Consider the following 18490-nt stretch of genomic DNA (forward strand, 5'->3'; position numbering starts at 1 on the left):
TTCAACGCGCCTCTAAAAACGCCCGAACCGCCTGCACCGTAGGCCCGGGGGCTTCTTCCATCAGCCAGTGGCCCGCGCCGGGCACTACCACTTCCGTGACATGGTCGGCGGCGTTGCGCATTACGATGGCTTCGTTGTTGCCGAAGGACTTTTCCCCGCCGATCGCCAGCACCGGCATGGCCAGCTTCGGGGTAAGCGAAGCCTGGTTGTCTACGGCATCCTGGCGGATGCTGCGAAATTGCGCGAAAGCGGCGTGCATCGCGCCGGGCCTGGCGTAGAGGGTGGCGTAGTGGGCGCGGGTGGCTTCGTCCACTTTTGCCGGGTTGCCGGCGAACTCGTTCCAGAAGCGATCGAGGTAAATGCGCTCACGGCCCGCCACCAACCGCTCGGCATCCGGCCCACCGAAATCGAAGTGCCAAAGGGCGGGCAAGCGCACGATGTCGTTCCACGGCGGCACGCCGGGCACCGGCGCGTCCATCACCACCAGCCTGTCGGTGCGGTCGCGGTAGCGGGCGGCGTATGCGTAGGCAACCATGGTGCCGATGTCGTGGCCGATCACCACGGAATGCTCAATGCCTAATGCCGCCAGCACGCCACGAATATCGCCCGCCTGGGTTTTCTTGTCGTAGCCGCTTTCAGGAATGGAGGACAAGCCCATGCCGCGCAGGTCGGGCACCACCACGGTGTGGTCTTTTACCAGGTCGGTGGCGAGCGGTCCCCACATGTCGCCGGTATCGCCAAAGCCATGCAGCAGCACCACCGCCGGGCCTTTGCCGCCCACGCGTACGTGGAGGGTGGCGCCTTCCACCGGTATATCCTGGGTTCGAAACGCGGCTGGGAAGGGAGCCACCTCGGCTATAGCAGGGGCAGCCAGCACCAGCAATGTGACAGCGGCGAGCAGGGCACGAACCATGTAAGCCTCCATCACCCGGGAGGGGTTCCCGTGGGGTAATTCAAGCGTAGCGCTAACCCGGTTATTCGCCATTCCGCTTACCGGCACCGCGCGCTAGCACGCCTGAATCGATTCACGCCTTGTAACTAATCCGCCGCCCAGCCCCCGAACCTTCCCCCTCATCCCACCGTCCGACCTTAGCCACTGACGTTCGCTTTGAGGTACCGGATGAAAGACTCCATCGTCAATAAATACCGTTTGATCGTCAAAACCCTGGGCTACGTGGGCTGGGCATTGTTCTGGCTGTTGCTATGGGACGTGGCGGTCACGGTGGATTTCATGCTGTTCCTGGACAGCAAGCTCAACCTGCCGCTGATGCCGTTGACCCTGCTGGGTTCGGCGCTGGTGGTGTTGATCAGCTTCCGCAACAGCAGTGCCTATGGCCGCTGGTGGGAGGCGCGCACGTTGTGGGGCGCGATGGTGAACAACTCGCGCAGCTTTGCCCGACAGGTGCTGACGCTGCTGGATGACCCGGATGGCGAGGTGAACCCGGTGAAGGCCACGCTGCTGCGCCGGCATGTGGCCTATGTGAATTGCCTGGCGGCGCACCTGCGCGGGCAGCCGTGCCCGGAGGAGGTACGGGCGTTTATCCCCGATGACGAGTTCGCCCGCCATGGCGCCACCAACAACTTTGCCAATGACATTCTCAATGGCAGCGCGGCGCTGCTGGCCAAGGAGTACAAGGCGGGCCACCTGGACAGCATTCGCTTGTCGCGGCTGGAGTCCACCTTGGTGGAGTTGTCCAACAGCCAGGGCGGCATGGAGCGGATCGCCAATACGCCGCTGCCCTACCCTTACGTGTATTTCCCCCGGCTGTTCATTTCGCTGTTCTGCCTGATCGTGCCGGTGGGCCTGGTGGAGTCACTGGGCTGGTTCACCCCACTGGCGTCGACTGTGGTGGGCTTTATGTTGCTGGCGATCGAGCGCATTGGTACCGACCTGCAGAGCCCGTTCCGCAGGAGTGAGCACCAGATCAAGATGGAAGCGATCTGCGAAACCATCGAGAAAAACCTGGCTTCGATGCAGCGTGATGCCTTGGGTGGGGACCGCATCGCTTGACGCCCGGTTAGCGTGGCGAGGCCGGGGGCTCGAAGGCAGCCGTCCGGTTACGCCCGCCTTCCTTGGCCGCGTACATGGCGGTATCGGCATCCTTGATCAATTGCTCCGCGCCCCGGCTGTCATCGGCTGAATACAAGGTGAAGCCAATGCTGGCGCTGACCTTCACCGGGGCATGGTCGAGCATTACCGGCGCGGCTACCGTGGCGAGCAGCTTGGCCGCAACGCCATTGGCTTGTGAGGGGTCGGACAGGTGGGTAAGCACCACCACGAACTCATCCCCTGCCACACGAAATACCCGGTCGCTGCCGCGCAGGCAGCGGACCATCCGCTGGCCCACTTCCTTGAGCAGCAGGTCGCCCGCATCGTGGCCCAGGCGGTCGTTGATGGCCTTGAAACCGTCCAGGTCGATAAACAGCACGGCCAAGGTGTCGTCTTCAGTGGCCATCGCCCGCGGCAACCATTCGCTCAGCGCCCGCCGGTTCGCCACGCCTGTGAGGGGGTCTTGCAGGGCTTCGCGCTCACGGGCTTCTTCCTTGGCCTTGCGGGCGGAAATTTCATGGAGAAAGGCGTTGAAGAACACGCCATGCTCCGAATGCAGGGCATTGATGTGCAGTTCGACCGGAATGGTGCGGCCATCGCGGCGCAGGGCCTGCAATTCCAGGCGCTTGCCCAGCACCCGGTTCTCGCCGGTCTGCAGGTAGTGCCGCATGCCCTTTACATGTTGCTCGCGCATGGTGGGCGGCACCACCAGGTCTTCCAACAGTTGGCCGACAGCTTCTTCGCGGCTCCAGCCAAACGTGGCCTCGGCCTGGCGGTTCCAGGCCAGGATGCGGCCTTGGTCGTCGGTACGTACGTAGGCGTCCTGGGTGTATTCCAGCACGGCGGTCAGCTCTACCTCGCGCTGATGCAGTGCCTCGGTGCGCTCGGCCACACGCTGTTCCAGCTCGGTAGCCAGCTTCGCCAAGGCGGCCTGGGCCACCTTGCGCGCCTGGATATCGGTAACCACGGCCAAAATGAAATCCAGCTCGCCGTTGGGCAGCAGGTGGCGAGTGAGGGTCACGTGAATCCAGCGGTGCTCGCCATTTTTGCGTATCAGCCGTTTCTCCAGTTCCAGCCTGTCTATTGCGCCATCGCGCAGGCGGGTCCACTGAGGCAGGTTTTCGCCCAGATCCTGAGGGTGGGTGAAGTCCTGATAGGTCATGCGGTGCAGTTCACTTGCTGAATACCCGACGAGTGCGCAGAAGGCAGGGTTTACCCGCTTGAGCACGCCATTGGCATCGGACAGCACCATGCCCGGCCCGGCGCTCTGGAACACGGAGCGGAAGCGGTCCTCGGCGGTTTCGATCCGCGCGTCGGATAGCCGAAGGTGGGAACGCGACAATAGCGCTGCTTCTCGCAGGCGGATCTCGCGCACCACCAGCTCGGCCAGGTCTTCAAGCACTTGCAGCTGTTCGCCACTCAGCTCACGCGGCCGCGAATCGATGGCGCACAGCGTGCCCAATGCATGGCCGTCGCTGGTGCGCAGCGGCACGCCGGCATAAAAGCGAATATTGGGTGCACTGGTTACCAAGGGGTTGCGAGCGAAGCGAAGGTCGCGGCTGGCGTCGTTGACGATCAGCGGTTCGTGCTGGCGGATGGCGTGGTCGCAAAAGGCGATCTCACGGGGTGTTTCGCGCACCCCAAGCCCATAGGCGGATTTGAACCACTGCCGATGCTCGTCGATGAGCGATACCAGCGCAATGGGCACATCGAGCGCACGCGCCAGCAGCCGGGTAATTCGGTCGAATTCCGGCTCTGGTTCCGTATCCAGCAGGTTCAGTGCTCGAAGCAACCGCAGCCGAACCTGCTCGGGTTCTGACGCCACTTTGCTCAACCGTAGGCTCCCTGTACCGGTTAATGTCGAGAACAGATAAAACACTGCCCGGGCAGGCCGGGCAGTTACGGGTGCAAACCGCTCAGCTAGCGGGAGCCGCTGCGCTCCATACGCTCACGGTCGCTGAGTTCAACCACGCGCCGGGCGGCGTCGACATCATTGTAGCGGTACTCGTCCCGCCCATTGTCGTCAGTGATGTGGAAGACAGCCGTAGCGTCCTTGCGCTGGGCTTCACAGGGAATATCCCGGCCTTCGAGCCGCTGGATCTTGACTGCCATGGGTGCGTTCCTCACAGAAGTTCGCTGGGTACAGTACCGCCGTTGGCGGAAATCTTTTGCAGCACGGCTTTGTGCAACCACATGTTCATTTCGGCGGAGTCGTTAAGCTTGTCGGCCGGGCAGTTCAGCTCGGTGGCCAGCTCCTTGCGATGTTCCAGGCTGCTGTCGATGCCAAGCAGCTTCAACAGGTCGACTACAGAGGTGCGCCAGTTGAGTTTTTCGGCATGTTCGTTGGCCAGGCCGTCCAGCTTGGCGCCCACATCCACGGTGGTATCCGTGCGCGGCGTGGTGGTACCGGTCATGGGCGGCACCCCACCGTCCACGCTTACCGGCGCGGCGCTACCGGGAGGGGTTGGCGTTGCAGTGGTCGTGGTGGGCTGAGTGTCGTCATGGCCAATGCCCAACTTGCTCAGGATGTCTTTGAAAAGGCTCATCGATGGTTCCTCGTGGTGCCGTAGGTCTTTGGTGGACCCCGGCCCCGCGCGGAAAGTTTGATCGGTGTGACCGCCGCGCTCAGGCGAACACGGTCACCCGGTTGCGGCCGCTGCGCTTGGAGGTGTACAGGGCCTGGTCGGCGCGCTCGATCAGTTCCTGGTAATCGGCTGCCGGCTTGCGCAGGTCGGCAACGCCCAGGCTGATGGTAAAGCGGATGGCTTTGTTCTCGTGGGTGACCACCAGGGCCTCGATGGACGCACGCAGGCGTTCAGCCAGTATGTGGCCCCCTTCCTTGTCAGTATCGGGAAGCAGCAGGGCGAACTCCTCGCCCCCGTAGCGGCCGCAGATGTCGGAGTCGCGCACATGCTCGCGCACCACATCCGCCACGCGCTGGATCACCCGATCGCCACCCGGGTGGCCATAGGTGTCGTTCACCTGCTTGAAGTGGTCGATGTCGAACATCACCAGGGCGCAATCGTTACCGTAGCGGCTGTGGCGGGCGTATTCGTGCTTCAGCGCCTCTTCCCAATGGCCCCGGTTGTACAGCCCGGTGAGGCGATCGGTGCTGGAAAGCTTCTGCAACTGCGCGTTCACCGTTTGCAGCTGGCGGCGGTTGGTAGCTACTTCCGTCACGTCATAGATCACCAGGCAAATGTGCTCTATCTGGTTGTTGATCGAGCGCAGCGGGAACAGCGTGGTGTTCTGGTACATGAACGGCTCGGAGCCGGTGATGGGCTGATAGGTTTCGAACTTCAACAAGTAGGGGCGTTGCTCCCAGATCGTGAAACTAGGAGAGCCCAGCGTGACCACGTTTTCTACCTTGCGGGTAAACCAGGTCTGCTCCACCTCGCGGAACAACGAGAAGAACGACTTGCCTTGGGCTTCCCGGGCCGGGATGCCGGAATGGTTTTCGATGAACGAGTTCCACACCGTCACGTTGAAGGAACGATCAAAGACGACCACACCTACATCGATGCTTTGGGTAATGGCGAGGAGCCAGTGGAGTTCGGTAAGGTCCATAGGTGTGTTCATATCAATTCATCATGTACGCGAGCTTGCCTTTGAGCCTGGCCAGCGACGTCTCGGTAAACAGGAGCAGCAGGTCGAAGTGTATATCGTAGCCTTCGACGCTATAGCTGATTTCCACGGCGAGGGTTTGCTTCCAGCGGTGGCGGTTGAGCGTGATCAGGTCTTCGATACGGGCGTGCTCGCCCAACACCTGCGGATGGCTTAGCGAAAAGGTAAGGTCAATCTGTTCGCCAATGCCGCTCAGGCAGGCACCGATCAGCAAGGCGGACAAATCCAGCAGCATTTCCGACTGGCTACTTTCGCGGTATTCCTGGCGCAACAGCCGGGCCATGTCCGGCAGGCTGCTGTCGTGGAACATCAGCAGTGCCTCACCCGCGATGCCTTCGCCGATATAACCCTGGCAGATGGCTGTGAGTTGATTGCCGCGCTGGGCGTCGGCCAGGGCCATGTGCAGTTCACCCACTTCCAGCACATTGACGTTGGGGATAGGCAACTCGATGAACACGTGCAGCACCTTGGCGAGCAGCGCGGCGGCGCGGCCCATGGCAACGTTCACGGTTTCACGGAACGCGTCGTTGAAATTGATCGCAGCGTCGGCCCCGGGCTGTTCGATCGGCCCTTGGCCGGTGGCGAACACGCCACACTGGCTGAGTGCCTCGCGCAGTTCATCCGGGTTGGCGGGCTTCTTGAGAAATGCGGTTGCCCCTAGCCCCATCACGCGGCGTACGGCTTCATCCTGCACGTCACCGGACACCACGATCACTTGAGTATCGAGGCCTTCCTCCTGGATGGCCGCCAGTACCTCATAGCCGTCCATCTCGGGCATGGTGAGGTCCAGCAACACCACTTCGCCCAGGCCGTTGCGAATGGCTTCCAGGCCCAGCCGACCGTTTTCGGCTTGGGTTACCGACAGTTCAAGCCCTTCGGGTAAGGCCCGCAGCAACTGCTTGCGGGCCATGTTGGAATCGTCACAAATGAGCAAAGGTACAGCAGCCATTGAGATCTTCGTCCGGTTGAAAGCTGTGCGGGGCGCGGCGAGCGGCACTGTAAACAAGCAGCATGGCACTACGCCAGCGCTTTGGCGTGCTTGTATCAAATCATGCACGTATTAGGGTAAAACCTAGCAGTAATGCTTCACTGGTAACGAGCCGGTCGTAGCATAGCTTGGACATCGAGCCCTGCAGTTGTATGATGTCCGGCAACAACTGTCGAAGCCGTCGCATTCAAATCACCCTCGCTTTGGCAGCGCTCACGCTTCCCGTTAACCGAACAAGGAGACAACAATGCCTGACGTTCTCGGACACAATTTCATCAACGGTGCCCGTAGCGCCCTTGGCGAATCCAGCCTCAAGAGCATAGACGCCGCCAGCGGCGAAGCTCTGCCCTACAGCTTCTGCCAGGCTACCGATGCTGAAGTGGATGCTGCTGCCAAGGCTGCCGATGCCGCCTACCCTGAATTCCGTCAGTTGAGCCCCGTTCGCCGGGCAGAGTTCCTTGAAGCTGTCGCCGATGAGCTAGATGCTCTGGGCGATGACTTCGTCGCTATCGTTTGCCGTGAAACTGCCCTGCCTGCCGCGCGCATCCAGGGCGAGCGCGGCCGCACCAGTGGCCAGATGCGCCTGTTCGCCAAAGTGCTGCGCCGTGGCGACTACCTTGGCGCCCGCATCGACCTGCCGCTGCCTGACCGCAAGCCGCTGCCACGCCTGGACCTGCGCCAATACCGTATCGGTGTGGGCCCGGTGGCTGTGTTCGGCGCCAGCAACTTCCCTCTGGCGTTCTCCACCGCTGGCGGTGACACCGCTTCGGCGTTCGCCGCAGGCTGCCCGGTTGTGGTGAAAGCCCACAGCGGCCACATGGCCACCGCCGACCTGGTGGGCACCGCCATCACCCGCGCTGCCGAGCGTACCGGCATGCCCAAGGGCGTGTTCAACATGATCTTCGGCAACCGTGTTGGTGAAGCGCTGGTCAAGCACCCTGCCATCAAGGCTGTAGGCTTCACCGGTTCGTTGGGTGGCGGCACCGCGCTGTGCAAGATCGCTGCAGAGCGCCCAGAGCCCATCCCGGTATTCGCCGAGATGTCGAGTATCAACCCGGTGATCCTGCTGCCAGAAGCCCTCAAGGCACGTGGCGCGACCGTGGCCAAGGAATTGGCAGGTTCGGTATGCATGGGCGCAGGCCAGTTCTGCACCAACCCAGGCTTGGTTATCGGCGTGAAGTCGGCTGAATTTACCACCTTCCTGGAAGCGCTGAAAACCGAGATCGGTGGCCAGCCCGCGCAGACCATGCTCAATGCCGGTGGCCTGAAAAGCTACAGCAGTGGCGTGCAGCACCTGCTCAGCCACCCAGGCATCACTCACCTCGCTGGCAACGCGCAGGAGGGCAACCAGGCCCAGGCGCAGCTGTTCAAGGCAGACGTTTCTCTGCTGCTGAATGGCGATGCGCTGCTGCAGGAAGAGGTGTTCGGCCCTACCACCGTTGTGGTGGAAGTAGCTGACGACGCTGAGCTCAAGCAAGCGCTGCTGGGCCTGCGTGGCCAACTGACCGCGACGCTGATTGGCGAAACCGCCGACCTGCAGACCTACCAGTGGCTGGTGCCGATCCTGGAGCACAAAGTCGGGCGTATTCTGGTGAACGGTTACCCGACCGGCGTGGAAGTCTGCGAAGCCATGGTGCACGGCGGCCCGTTCCCGGCCACTTCCGACGCCCGTGGTACATCGGTGGGTACCCTGGCGATCGACCGTTACCTGCGGCCGATCTGCTTCCAGAACTACCCTGACGCGCTGCTGCCCGAAGCCTTGCAGAACGCCAACCCGCTGGGCCTTCAGCGCCTGGTGAACGGTGAGTGGAGCACCCAGGCTATCGCCTGATGCTGGTCGCGAACCGGGTGATGATTCTTCATTGCCCGGTTCGCGGGTTTCACCCCTCCTACTGCACCACCCTCCCTTCTCCACGCCCGCGCGGGTCGGACGCTGTTTCCAGCTGGCCGTTCTCTACCCGGATCATCTGTATGTTCCCCATCAGCCAGCCCTGATCTTCCAGGGTGTAGCCCATCTTTTTCAGGTCATCCGCCACTTCACCAGTGAGCGGCGCCATGGCGTCGTAGTAGATCGTGTCCTTGGGCAGCAACTGGTGATGCACGCGCTGCACGGTCACAGCCTCCACGGGGGTGAGGTGGTAGTCGTACAGGTTGTTCAGCACCTGGAACACGCTGGTGAAGATCCGCGAGCCACCGGGTGTACCAACCACCAACGTCACCTTGCCATCACGGGTCACGATGGTCGGGCTCATGGACGAGAGCATCCGTTTGCCGGGCGCGATGGCGTTGGCGTCACTGCCCACCACGCCAAACCCGTTGGCCACGCCAGGCTTGGCGCTGAAGTCGTCCATCTCGTCGTTGAGCAGGAAGCCCGCGCCCGTCACCACCACGCCACTGCCGTAATCGAAGTTCAGCGTGTAGGTATTGCTGACCGCGTTGCCGTCCTTGTCGATGATCGAGAAGTGCGTGGTCTGGTGGGTTTCCAGCCCCGGGCGAACCTGCTCGGTGGGCGAAATGGCGCTGGGGTTGATCTCCGCGGCGCGTTTGTCGAGGTAGGCCGGGGCCGTGAGCATGCCCACCGGCACCTTGTTGAAGTCCGGGTCGCCGAGGTAGTCCGCACGGTCGGCGAACACGCGTTTTTCGATTTCCGCGAGCAAGTGAATGTAGCGGGCGGAGTTCAGCGGTACGCCGTTGAAGTCACTGCTGCGGCGCTCCTTGATCCCCAACAGTTGCGCCAGCGCGATGCCGCCGGAACTAGGCAGGGGCGCTGTATAGATGGCATTGCCGCGCCAGTCGATGCGCAGGGGTTCACGCCAGCGGGCCTTGTACCCCTTGAGGTCTGCCGCGGTGATCAGGCCGTTGTCGTGCTGCATCTGGGCAACCAGCAACTGCGCGGTTTTGCCCTGGTAGAACTCGCTCACCCCTTTGTCAGCGATGCGTTCGAGGGTTTGCGCCAGCTCGGGCTGCGTGAAGCGTTCGCCCACTTTCATGCTGCCGAAGTACTGCGGGAAATTGGTGCTGCTCTTGAACAGGCCCAAGGCGTCTTCGCGGTACTGGTACTGCTCCTGCGCCACGATAAACCCGCGCTTGGCATAACCGATGGCTGGGGTAAGCAGTTCAGACCACGGCAGCTTGCCGAAGCGTTTGTGCGCCTCCCACAGGCCCATCACGGTGCCGGGCACGCCGGCAGCCCTGGCACCCACCAGGCTCAAATCCGGCACCACTTCGCCCTTGGCGTCCAGGTACATGTCCTTGGTGGCCGCCTTTGGTGCCGTTTCGCGGTAATCGAGGAAATACGGCTTGCCCTTCACGTACAGCGTCATGAAGCCACCGCCGCCCAGGTTGCCGGCCTCCGGGTAAGTGACCGCGAGCGTGAAGGCGGTGGCCACTGCGGCGTCCACGGCATTGCCGCCTTGCTTGAGGATCGCTTCGGCGACCTCGGCCCCGTAGCGGTCCGGCGACGCCACCGCGCCAGCCGGCAGGGCACTGGCCCAACTGCTGCTCGACGCCACCAACACAGCGGTGGCGACCAGGGTTTTGCAAAGTACGAGGCGCATCGGTTGTCCTTGTAATGAGGTATCCGCCCTCAATTAAGGCCTATAAATGCCACCTCGGCAAAAAGCGCAGCGTGCCGGGCGTTATTGCGCGTACACCTTGAGCTTCTCTTGAATGAAATCCAGGAAGCATTGAATCCGCAGCGCAAGCTGGGTGTTGCGGTAGTACACCGCATGGATCGGTTGCCGGTAGCCGGTATTGAACCCGGCCAGCACCACCTGCAGCCTGCCTTCGTGAATGTCATGGTGGGTCATGAAGTGGGACAGGCACACGATGCCCTCGCCCGCCAGGGCAAGCTCCCGCAAGGTGTCGCCACTGGAGGCCGCCACCGCCGGGTCGATCGGCAAACGGTCGCCACCCGCATGGCGCAGCGGCCATTGGTTCAGGCCTTCGTTGCGGGTAAAGCCCAGCAGGGTGTGATGGGCAAGGTCCTCTACACGCTCGGGTGTACCGTGGCGCGCTAGGTAAGCCGGGCTGGCCAATATGTTCAGCGGGCTGCTGCCCAAGGGGCGCGCATGCAGGGTGGAATCCGCCAGGGTGCCGATGCGGATCGCCACGTCGGTATTTTCCTCGAGCAGGTCAATGATCAGGTCATTGGTGTTCAGCTCGAGGAAGATATCCGGGTAGCGCTGGCGAAACTCGGCCACGTACGGAACGACGGCATGCAACATGAACGGCGAAGCGGCGTTGATGCGCAGCCGACCCGAGGGCGCCTGCTGGCGGACGGCGAGATGCTCCTCCAGCGCTTCCATGTCCTGAAGAATGGCCTTGGCCCGTTCGAAGAAATACTTGCCCTCTTCGGTCAGGCTCATGCGCCGGGTAGTGCGGTTGATCAGCGTGGTACCCAGCTTGGTTTCAAGCCGCGCCAGGGTACGGCTAACCGCTGAGGGCGACTGCCCGGCCTGCTCGGCGGCGGCTGAAATGGAGCCGCCTTCGATTACCGCGATAAAGAGTTGAAGTTCGTCCGATCGCGCTTTCACATGCAGGGCTCTGGGGGGATTCACAGCCCTTTTAGCACAGTCTCCAGGTGCTGTTGATAACGCGCCACGTCGGCTTCGATATTGGGCCGTTTCATCACATCCACTGCCAGGAAGGTCGGCAGGGCTGTCATGCCGAGGAACTCGTTGGCTTTGTGGAACGGGAAGTACACCGCATCCACGCCTTTGCCTTCGAAGAAGTCGGCAGGGTCATCGAAAGCCTGCTGGGGCGCATTCCAGGTGGCCGAAATCATGTAGCGCTTGCCGTGCAGCAGCCCACCGCTACCGTAGCGCTGGGAGGCGTCAGAGCGGGTACGGCCGTCGTTGGCGTAGAGGCTGCCATGGCCTTGGGTAAATACCTCGTCAATGTACTGCTTCACCGTCCAGGGCGCGCCCATCCACCAGCCGGGCATCTGATAGATCACCACATCGGCCCACAGGTATTTCTCGACCTCGGCGGCAATGTCGTAGCCGCCGTCGATGAAGGTGTCCTTCACGTCATGGCCGGCGTGATCGAGCCAGGCCAGCGCGGCGTCGTGCAGGGTTTCGTTGTAGCGGCCGGCGGAGTGAGCGAACTGTTTGCCGCCGTTGAGTAGCAGGATATTCATGGGCTAGCCCTCATAAGTGTCGAATGCGGCGCAGCCTACCTATCCACTACCCTGAAAACCACCCACACAGGCGCAAATCGCTTGTTCCCTGAACGCAACAATCCCCAGCCCATCTTTGCGCTAGGCTAGTGTTAATTCAAACAGGAGGACCGCAATGAGCGACGCTTACGGTTTCATTCTCAAGGCCAAAACCCGCCCCGAAAAGGCAGAAGCGTTCAAGGCGATGTTTCTTGAACATGTAGCGGGGAGCCGCGAGGAGCCTGGCTGCATCGAATACCACATGCTGCAGGACGAAGAAGACCCGAGCCTGTTCGTGTTCTATGAAGTGTGGGCGAGCAAGGCGGCGCTGGATGTGCACTCCGCCCTGCCCCACATGAAGGCTTTTTTCGACGTTCGCATGGATTACCTGGAGCGGGACTTCGAGGTTCAGCGTATCCGCATGCTTAGCCCGTCGTCCGCGCTGCGGTAATCATTCGGCGGCGCGATACCCCTGCACGATGGCGGAGAAATCCAGGCCGCCGTCGCCACGCAGGTTCATGGCTTGGTACAGCTGCTGGGCCAGCGCGCCCATCACCACGGGCTGGTTGGCCTGCTTGGCCGCTTCCGTGGCGAGGCCCAGGTCCTTGAGCATCAGCCGGGCGCCGAAGCCACCGCTGTAGCCACGGCTGGCCGGTGCCGTTTCCACGATCCCGGGCCAAGGGTTGTAGGTGTCCGAGCTCCAGCAACGGCCGGTGGAACTGTTGATCACGCCTGCCAGCACCTTGGTGTCGATGCCCAAGGCATTGCCCAGCGCCATGGCTTCCGCTACGCCGATCATGGAGATGCCCAACAGCATGTTGTTGCAGATCTTCGCCACCTGGCCGGTGCCCACTTCGCCGCAATGCACGATGTTCTTGCCCATCTGCGCCAGCACCGGTTGCAGCGTGGCGAACAGCGCTTCGCTGGCGCCCACCATAAAGGTGAGGGTGCCCGCCTGAGCGCCGCCCGTGCCGCCAGATACCGGCGCATCGGCGAAGTCCACGCCCTGCCTCGCGGCGGCCGCATGCATGTCCCTTGCGGTTTGCGGGTCGATGGTGCTGCAGTCCACCACCGGCGTACCGGCCCGAATACCCGCCAGCACGCCGTCTTCCTGCTCGAACACCGCGCGTACGTGAGCCGCGGCCGGCAGCATAGTGATCACTAGCTCTGCCTGTTGCGCGGCCTCTCTAGGCGAGGTGGCCACTTCCGCCCCTAGCGCCCCAAGTTCAGCCAGTACGCCTTGGTTGAGGTCGAACAGCAGCAAGCTGTGCCCGGCCTTGATCAGGTTGCGGGCCATGGGCGCCCCCATGTTGCCCAAACCGATAAATGCGATTTTCATGGCTGGTTCCTAGCGCAGGTGGATAGTGGTGTTAACGCCGGTGTTTACGCTGGCGTCGTCGAACCACCGTGCGGTAACCGTCTTGGTTTGGGTGTAGAACTGCACCACTTGTTTGCCATACGGCCCCAGGTCGCCCAGCTTGGAACCGCGCGAGCCAGTGAAGCTGAAGAACGGCACCGGAACGGGGATCGGGATGTTGATGCCCACCTGGCCCACGTCGATTTCGCTCTGGAACTTGCGCGCCGCCGCGCCGCTTTGGGTGAACAACCCTGTGCCGTTGCCAAACGGGTTGCGGTTCACCAGGGCGATGGCTTCGTCAAGGGTGTCCACTTCCAGCACCACCAGCACCGGGCCGAAGATTTCCTCGGTGTAGATGCGCATGTCGGTGGTCACGTCGGTAAACAGGGTTGGCCCTACGAAATTGCCCTGCTCATACCCCGGCACGCTCACGTTGCGCCCGTCCAGCTCCAGCAGCGCGCCTTGTTCCACGCCGCTGGCGATCAACTCTTCCACCCGCGCTTTGGCCCGTGGCGAGATCACCGGGCCAACGTCGGTGCCCGGCTCGCTGCCGGCGTTCACCTTCAGGCGCTCGGCCAGTGCCTTGAGGTCCGGTATCCATTCCCGGCTGCTACCCACCATCACCGCCACCGAAGTGGCCATGCAGCGTTGCCCGGCCGCACCGAAGGCAGCGCCCACCAAGGCATTAAGGGTTTGCTCGCGGTTAGCATCCGGCAGCACCACGGCATGGTTTTTCGCACCCATCATCGCTTGCACGCGTTTGCCGTGCTGGCCGGCCAGGTTGTACACATGGGTGCCCACGGCCGTGGAGCCCACGAACGAAATGGCCTTGATCGTAGGGTGGGTACAAATGGCATCCACTACTTCCTTGCCGCCATGCACCACGTTCAGCACGCCCGCCGGCACGCCCGCTTCCAGGGCAAGCTTCACCAGCTCCATGGTAGAGAGCGGGTCCTGCTCGGAGGGCTTGAGCACAAAGGTGTTGCCGCACACGATGGCCATGGGGAACATCCAAAGCGGGATCATGGCCGGGAAGTTGAACGGGGTAATACCGGCGCACACGCCGATGGGCTGGCGAAGGGTGTAGGTATCCACACCACCGGCCACGTTTTCGGCGAATTCGCCCATCTGCAGGCTGCCGACCGAGCACGCATGCTCCACCACTTCCAGCCCACGGAAAATATCGCCCTCGGCGTCAGCCAGGGTTTTGCCCTGCTCGGCACTGAGCACGGCGGCAATGCGCTTGCTGTGCTCGCGGATCAGCGCCTGGAGCTTGAGCATGATGCGCATGCGGGCGCCAACGGGCGTATTGCGCCATTCGAGGAAGGCCTGCTGCGCGGCATTGACCGCTGCATCCACCTCGGCAACCGTGGCGAAGGGCACACGCGCCAACACCTCTTGCGTCGCTGGGTTGACCACGTCTTGCCATTGAGCGGATTGGGATTCGATCCATTGGCCGTCGATCAACAGCTTGACCGTGGCGACCCGAGTGCTTTCGCCTGGAAGGGGCGCATTCATATAAACCTCCGCGTGATTGTTGTTGTTCGCGATCAGCGCTCGATTCTGCGCTGGCAGGGAATGCCTGCATCCAGTATAGGTATGCAAACTTCCAACAAGAATGCGGATATAAGCCGGATCATCATGCAGAAACACATCACGTCGCTGGCGGGGCTGAACTGGGATGACCTGAAGTTTTTCCTTGAGGTGGCACGGCTGCGCAAGGCCAGCAGCGCGGCCAAGCGGCTCGGGGTGGACTACACCACCGTGTCCCGGCGCATCACCGCGCTGGAAACCTCGCTCGGCACGCTGCTGTTCGAAAAGTCCCGCACCAATGGCTTCAGCCTTACCAACGAAGGGCAGCGGTTGCTGGGCTACGCCGAGGCCATCGAAAGCACGCTGCACATGGCCTGTGAACAAGTCACCGGCTCTGGCCTGGCACCCTCCGGGCATGTGCGCATGGGCTGCACCGAAGGCTTCGGCAGCTTTTTCATCACACCGCTACTGAGTGAGTTCGTGGAGCAATACCCGGCCATTTCTGTGGACATATTGCCGCTGCCCCACTTCATCAGCCTGTCCAAGCGCGAAGCCGATATCGTGATCGCCCTGGAGCGCCCGGAACATGGGCCGTATGTGTGCTGCAAACTCACCGACTACCGGCTGCGCCTGTACGCTACCGCCGACTACCTCGCCAGGCACGCGCCCATCACCGATGTGGCACAGCTGCCTGATCATCCGTTCGTAAGCTACGTGGACGACCTGGCCTTCAGCTCCGAACTGCTTTACCTCAGCCATTTGCTCCCCGCCGCCAGCGCGAGGCTGCGCAGCACCAGCGTGGTCGCGCAAATGGTGGCGGCGCGGCAAGGGCATGGGCTGGCGATCCTCCCCTGCTTCCTCGCCGCCGAAGCGCCGGAATTGGTGCCGGTGTTACCGGAGAAGGTGGAGCTGACCCGGCAGTTCTGGATGTACTGCCGGGAAGACCTGCGCAAGCTCAAGCGCATCACCCTGCTGTGGGATTACATCAGGGCACAGACTGAGCTCAACCGCCCGTTTTTGCTGGGCGAAGCGCAGTTGCTTCGGAAGGTTGATTGATCGCCCTGATCGACGATGCCAAGGGCTGGAAGACGGGGCTGGATTGGGACGCCCCTGCGCTGCCCATCACTTCGAGCTTCAGCAGATGCCCCAGGTAATTCAGCCCCTCGGCCAGGAGAGTAATGTTATGGCTGTCGCTTCGGCTGGAACTCACCTCGATGTACCCGCAGACCGAGAGCGTCCTTAGCTCCTCCAGGTCTGTGATGGCGATGGAATGCCAATCTCCAGCGGCAATCAGCTTCAGCAGCCTTAAATGCTTTGCGTCATACGTATTCATACCGGACCCTCCATGGATGGATAGCCGATAGTAGCCCCGGGCCATCGGTCATGGATAGGGGGGTTTTGACAAACCTGATGAGTGCATCGCATTGGGGGGTTGGGCTTGAGTTCGCAAGCCGTAAGGGCTGGGGCACTCGGGCGCTCTGGCACGTGGGTGATGGGCCGGCCGCGCCATTGTGTGTGCGCTTTGTATGAACGGAGGCATTTGTTTACGGTGACGGAGCAACCGGCTGTAAGCATTACTCCAGCGTGAGTTTCAGGGCTGCTTTCAGACCATTGGGGTAGTCCATTCCCGGACTATGCCCAGTCCCACAGGTGAATCAGCGCCCACAGGATGCGGGGTGGCACAAGGTCACAAAGCCAGCCAGGCATTCACTTCAGAAATCCCTGAACTAATGATTTGCCGCAGCCTATTCAACCCGCCGCCACGTGCTGCCTACCATCGGCGCATCGGAACGGGCCCGTCAGAGGCCCGGCCTCGGTTCACGCTTGCTACTGCCCTTCATTGCTTTCGGCCACGCCGGGGGCATTACGTAGCTGCGCGCCGAGGGGGCACCGATGCAACTGGAGATTTTCCGATCACTCTGGGGTTACAGGGCCAGCAAGGCCCAGGCGCTGGAGGAGCTGCTGGCGGCGGGGTTCGACGGCATAGAAGCGAGGCTGCCGTTGGACGCAGCCGAGCGGCGGGAATTCGCGGCGTTTCTTGCCAGCAATCGCGTGCCTTACATCGCTACGGTATTCACCGCCTACGACGTGCTGCCCAAGCAAAGCGCGCCGCCCTCTGAACACCTGGAAGACCTTCAACGCAAGCTGGACTGGGCCAATGAGCTGGCGCCGCGCTTTGTAAATGTGCTGGCCGGCAACGACCGTTGGCCGCTGGCGCAGCAGGTTGAATTCTTCGGCGAGCTACTGGCGCTGGCCAGCCAACAAGGCGTGCCGGTGCTGGTGGAAACCCACCGCGCGCGGTCGCTGTTCAACCCGTGGGTTACCCTCGAACTCATTCGGCAACTGCCGGCGCTGCGCTTCACCAGCGATATCAGCCATTGGGTGGTGTGCTGCGAGCGCTTGTTGAACGACCCGGCCGATGACCTTTCCCCGTTCGTGGAGCGCGTGGCGCACATTCAAGCCCGGGTGGGCTACGACCAAGGCCCGCAGGTGCCGCACCCTGGCGCACCGGAATACGCCGAAGCGTTGGCCTTCCATCAAGGCCATTGGGAAGCGGTATGGCGCGCGCAGCGAGCGCGTGGCCAGGCCGTTACTACCCTCACGCCTGAATTCGGCGCAGACGGCTATCTGCATCACCTTCCTTTCACCAATGTGCCGGTGGCCGACCTCTGGGGTTTGAACCAGTGGATGGCCAACACAGAACGCGCGCACTTCCAACGTTTCCTCAGCGAGGGCCAGGCGGCATGAGCAACGCCAATTTCAGCAGCATTCCCGTGGTAAACATCGCCGGCCTGTTCAGCGTGGAGCTGGAGCACCGCCTGGCCGTGGCCGAGCAATTGGGCCGTGCCGCCAGTGAGGTGGGCTTTCTGTATATCACCGGCCACGGCATCGACCCGGCGCTGATCGAAGGTTTGCAGAACGCTGCGAAGGCGTATTTCGCCCAGCCGCTGGACGCGAAGATGAAGCATTACATCGGCACCTCCGAAAGCCACAAGGGCTTCGTGCCCAAGGGTGAAGAGGTGTACGGCGAGGGTGAGCCGGATCACAAGGAAGCGTTCGATATCGGCTTCGAAGTGCCCGCGAACGACCCGCTGTATCTGGCCCGCACACCGCTGCTCGGGCCGAACCATTGGCCAGCTGTGCCGGGCTTCAAGGAAGCGGTGCAGGCTTACTATGCCGCGGTGTTCGGCCTGGGCAGCAAGCTGTTCAGCGGCTTCGCCCTCGCGCTCGGCCTGCCTGAGGATTACTTCGCGCCCATGGTCAGCCGGCCGCCTTCCAAGCTGCGGCTGATTCACTACCCATTCGACGCACGACGGGTGGATGCGCCCGGCATCGGCGCCCATACCGACTACGAGTGCTTCACCATCCTGCATGCTGACCAGCCAGGCCTGGAGGTGATGAACGACCAGAACGAATGGGTCGACGCGCCGCCGCACCCGGGTGCCTTTGTGGTGAACATCGGCGACATGCTGGAAGTGATGACCGCGGGCACCTTTGTGGCCACGGCCCACCGGGTGCGCAAGGTCGCGGCCGAGCGCTACGCCTTCCCGCTGTTCTATGCCTGCGATTACCACACCCAGATCGCCCCGCTGCCCAGCTTCCTCAAGGGCGAGCAGCACTATGAAGCCCTGCCCATCGGGGAACACATGTGGGGCCAGGCCCTGCAAACCTACCAGTACCTGCGGCGCAAAGTGGCGGCTGGGGAGTTGCAATTGCCTACCCACGCGCGCAAGCCCGCCAGTTTCGGCCACCTGAAAAATCAGGCAGCCGCGTTGTGAT

General features: G+C 62.3%; 18 protein-coding genes. 6 read left to right on the forward strand and 12 right to left on the reverse strand.

Annotation, left to right across the window (positions count from 1 at the left end):
* Position 1 precedes the first annotated feature (1 nt).
* Positions 2-913 carry an alpha/beta fold hydrolase gene (locus LG385_RS18065; protein ID WP_225775358.1) on the reverse strand — a complete coding sequence of 304 codons (912 nt, stop codon included), beginning with the start codon at positions 911-913 and terminating at the stop codon, positions 2-4.
* A gap of 207 nt (positions 914-1120) precedes the next feature.
* On the opposite strand from LG385_RS18065, the gene LG385_RS18070 reads away from it, so the two are divergent.
* Positions 1121-2011, forward strand: coding sequence for a bestrophin family protein (locus LG385_RS18070; RefSeq protein WP_181117692.1), 891 nt, complete (start codon positions 1121-1123; stop codon positions 2009-2011).
* Positions 2012-2018: 7 nt separating this feature from the next.
* On the opposite strand, the gene LG385_RS18075 is transcribed toward LG385_RS18070, so the two are convergent.
* The 5 genes from LG385_RS18075 to LG385_RS18095 form a co-directional block, all read right to left on the reverse strand.
* Positions 2019-3875 carry a PAS domain S-box protein gene (locus LG385_RS18075; protein WP_225775359.1) on the reverse strand — a complete coding sequence of 619 codons (1857 nt, stop codon included), beginning with the start codon at positions 3873-3875 and terminating at the stop codon, positions 2019-2021.
* A gap of 95 nt (positions 3876-3970) precedes the next feature.
* A complete protein-coding gene (locus LG385_RS18080; RefSeq protein WP_181122702.1) occupies positions 3971-4162 on the reverse strand; it encodes a hypothetical protein in 192 nt (63 codons plus the stop codon).
* A gap of 11 nt (positions 4163-4173) precedes the next feature.
* On the reverse strand, positions 4174-4596 hold the full coding sequence (locus LG385_RS18085; RefSeq protein ID WP_181122700.1) for a DUF3597 domain-containing protein: 423 nt from the start codon (positions 4594-4596) through the stop codon (positions 4174-4176).
* Between the two features lie 79 nt (positions 4597-4675).
* Entirely contained in the window at positions 4676-5629 is a 954-nt protein-coding gene (locus tag LG385_RS18090) for a sensor domain-containing diguanylate cyclase (RefSeq protein WP_225775360.1), read from the reverse strand.
* Between the two features lies 1 nt (position 5630).
* Complete coding sequence (locus LG385_RS18095) at positions 5631-6623, reverse strand: response regulator (protein WP_225775361.1); 993 nt, start codon at positions 6621-6623, stop codon at positions 5631-5633.
* A 286-nt stretch (positions 6624-6909) separates the two neighbouring features.
* On the opposite strand from LG385_RS18095, the gene LG385_RS18100 reads away from it, so the two are divergent.
* Positions 6910-8493, forward strand: coding sequence for an aldehyde dehydrogenase (NADP(+)) (locus LG385_RS18100; protein WP_181117686.1), 1584 nt, complete (start codon positions 6910-6912; stop codon positions 8491-8493).
* Between the two features lie 58 nt (positions 8494-8551).
* On the opposite strand, the gene ggt is transcribed toward LG385_RS18100, so the two are convergent.
* From ggt to LG385_RS18115, 3 genes are all read right to left on the reverse strand, one after another.
* Entirely contained in the window at positions 8552-10219 is a 1668-nt protein-coding gene (ggt, locus tag LG385_RS18105) for a gamma-glutamyltransferase (RefSeq protein WP_225775362.1), read from the reverse strand.
* Positions 10220-10300: 81 nt separating this feature from the next.
* Positions 10301-11197: a LysR family transcriptional regulator gene (locus LG385_RS18110; RefSeq protein WP_225775363.1), complete on the reverse strand. Its 897-nt coding sequence runs from the start codon at positions 11195-11197 to the stop codon at positions 10301-10303.
* A gap of 20 nt (positions 11198-11217) precedes the next feature.
* Positions 11218-11802: an NAD(P)H-dependent oxidoreductase gene (locus LG385_RS18115; RefSeq protein WP_225775364.1), complete on the reverse strand. Its 585-nt coding sequence runs from the start codon at positions 11800-11802 to the stop codon at positions 11218-11220.
* 154 nt (positions 11803-11956) lie between these two features.
* Here LG385_RS18115 and LG385_RS18120 point away from each other — a divergent pair, with 154 nt between their 5' ends.
* On the forward strand, positions 11957-12271 hold the full coding sequence (locus LG385_RS18120; protein WP_225775365.1) for a putative quinol monooxygenase: 315 nt from the start codon (positions 11957-11959) through the stop codon (positions 12269-12271).
* Here the strand turns inward: LG385_RS18120 and mmsB are convergent, their stop codons facing one another.
* Both mmsB and LG385_RS18130 read right to left on the reverse strand, forming a co-directional pair.
* The gene (gene mmsB, locus LG385_RS18125) at positions 12272-13159 is read right to left on the reverse strand and encodes a 3-hydroxyisobutyrate dehydrogenase (RefSeq protein WP_181117681.1); all 888 of its coding nucleotides are present in this window, start codon (positions 13157-13159) and stop codon (positions 12272-12274) included.
* A gap of 9 nt (positions 13160-13168) precedes the next feature.
* Complete coding sequence (locus LG385_RS18130; protein WP_225775366.1) at positions 13169-14695, reverse strand: CoA-acylating methylmalonate-semialdehyde dehydrogenase; 1527 nt, start codon at positions 14693-14695, stop codon at positions 13169-13171.
* Positions 14696-14818: 123 nt separating this feature from the next.
* Between LG385_RS18130 and LG385_RS18135 the strand changes: the two genes are divergently transcribed.
* Complete coding sequence (locus LG385_RS18135) at positions 14819-15766, forward strand: LysR family transcriptional regulator (protein ID WP_225776278.1); 948 nt, start codon at positions 14819-14821, stop codon at positions 15764-15766.
* Here LG385_RS18135 and LG385_RS18140 read toward each other — a convergent pair.
* Positions 15714-16043, reverse strand: a complete 330-nt coding sequence (locus tag LG385_RS18140; protein WP_225775367.1) for a hypothetical protein — start codon at positions 16041-16043, stop codon at positions 15714-15716. The genes LG385_RS18135 and LG385_RS18140 overlap by 53 nt on opposite strands.
* Before the next feature lie 560 nt (positions 16044-16603).
* On the opposite strand from LG385_RS18140, the gene LG385_RS18145 reads away from it, so the two are divergent.
* Both LG385_RS18145 and LG385_RS18150 read left to right on the forward strand, forming a co-directional pair.
* A complete protein-coding gene (locus LG385_RS18145) occupies positions 16604-17458 on the forward strand; it encodes a sugar phosphate isomerase/epimerase family protein (protein ID WP_225775368.1) in 855 nt (284 codons plus the stop codon).
* Positions 17455-18489, forward strand: a complete 1035-nt coding sequence (locus tag LG385_RS18150; RefSeq protein ID WP_225775369.1) for an isopenicillin N synthase family dioxygenase — start codon at positions 17455-17457, stop codon at positions 18487-18489. Before LG385_RS18145 ends, LG385_RS18150 begins: the two co-directional genes overlap by 4 nt.
* The last annotated feature ends 1 nt before the right edge of the window (position 18490 follow it).

This window comes from Pseudomonas sp. Marseille-Q5115 (assembly GCF_916618905.1).
In the GTDB taxonomy this organism is placed as follows: domain Bacteria; phylum Pseudomonadota; class Gammaproteobacteria; order Pseudomonadales; family Pseudomonadaceae; genus Aquipseudomonas; species Aquipseudomonas japonica_A.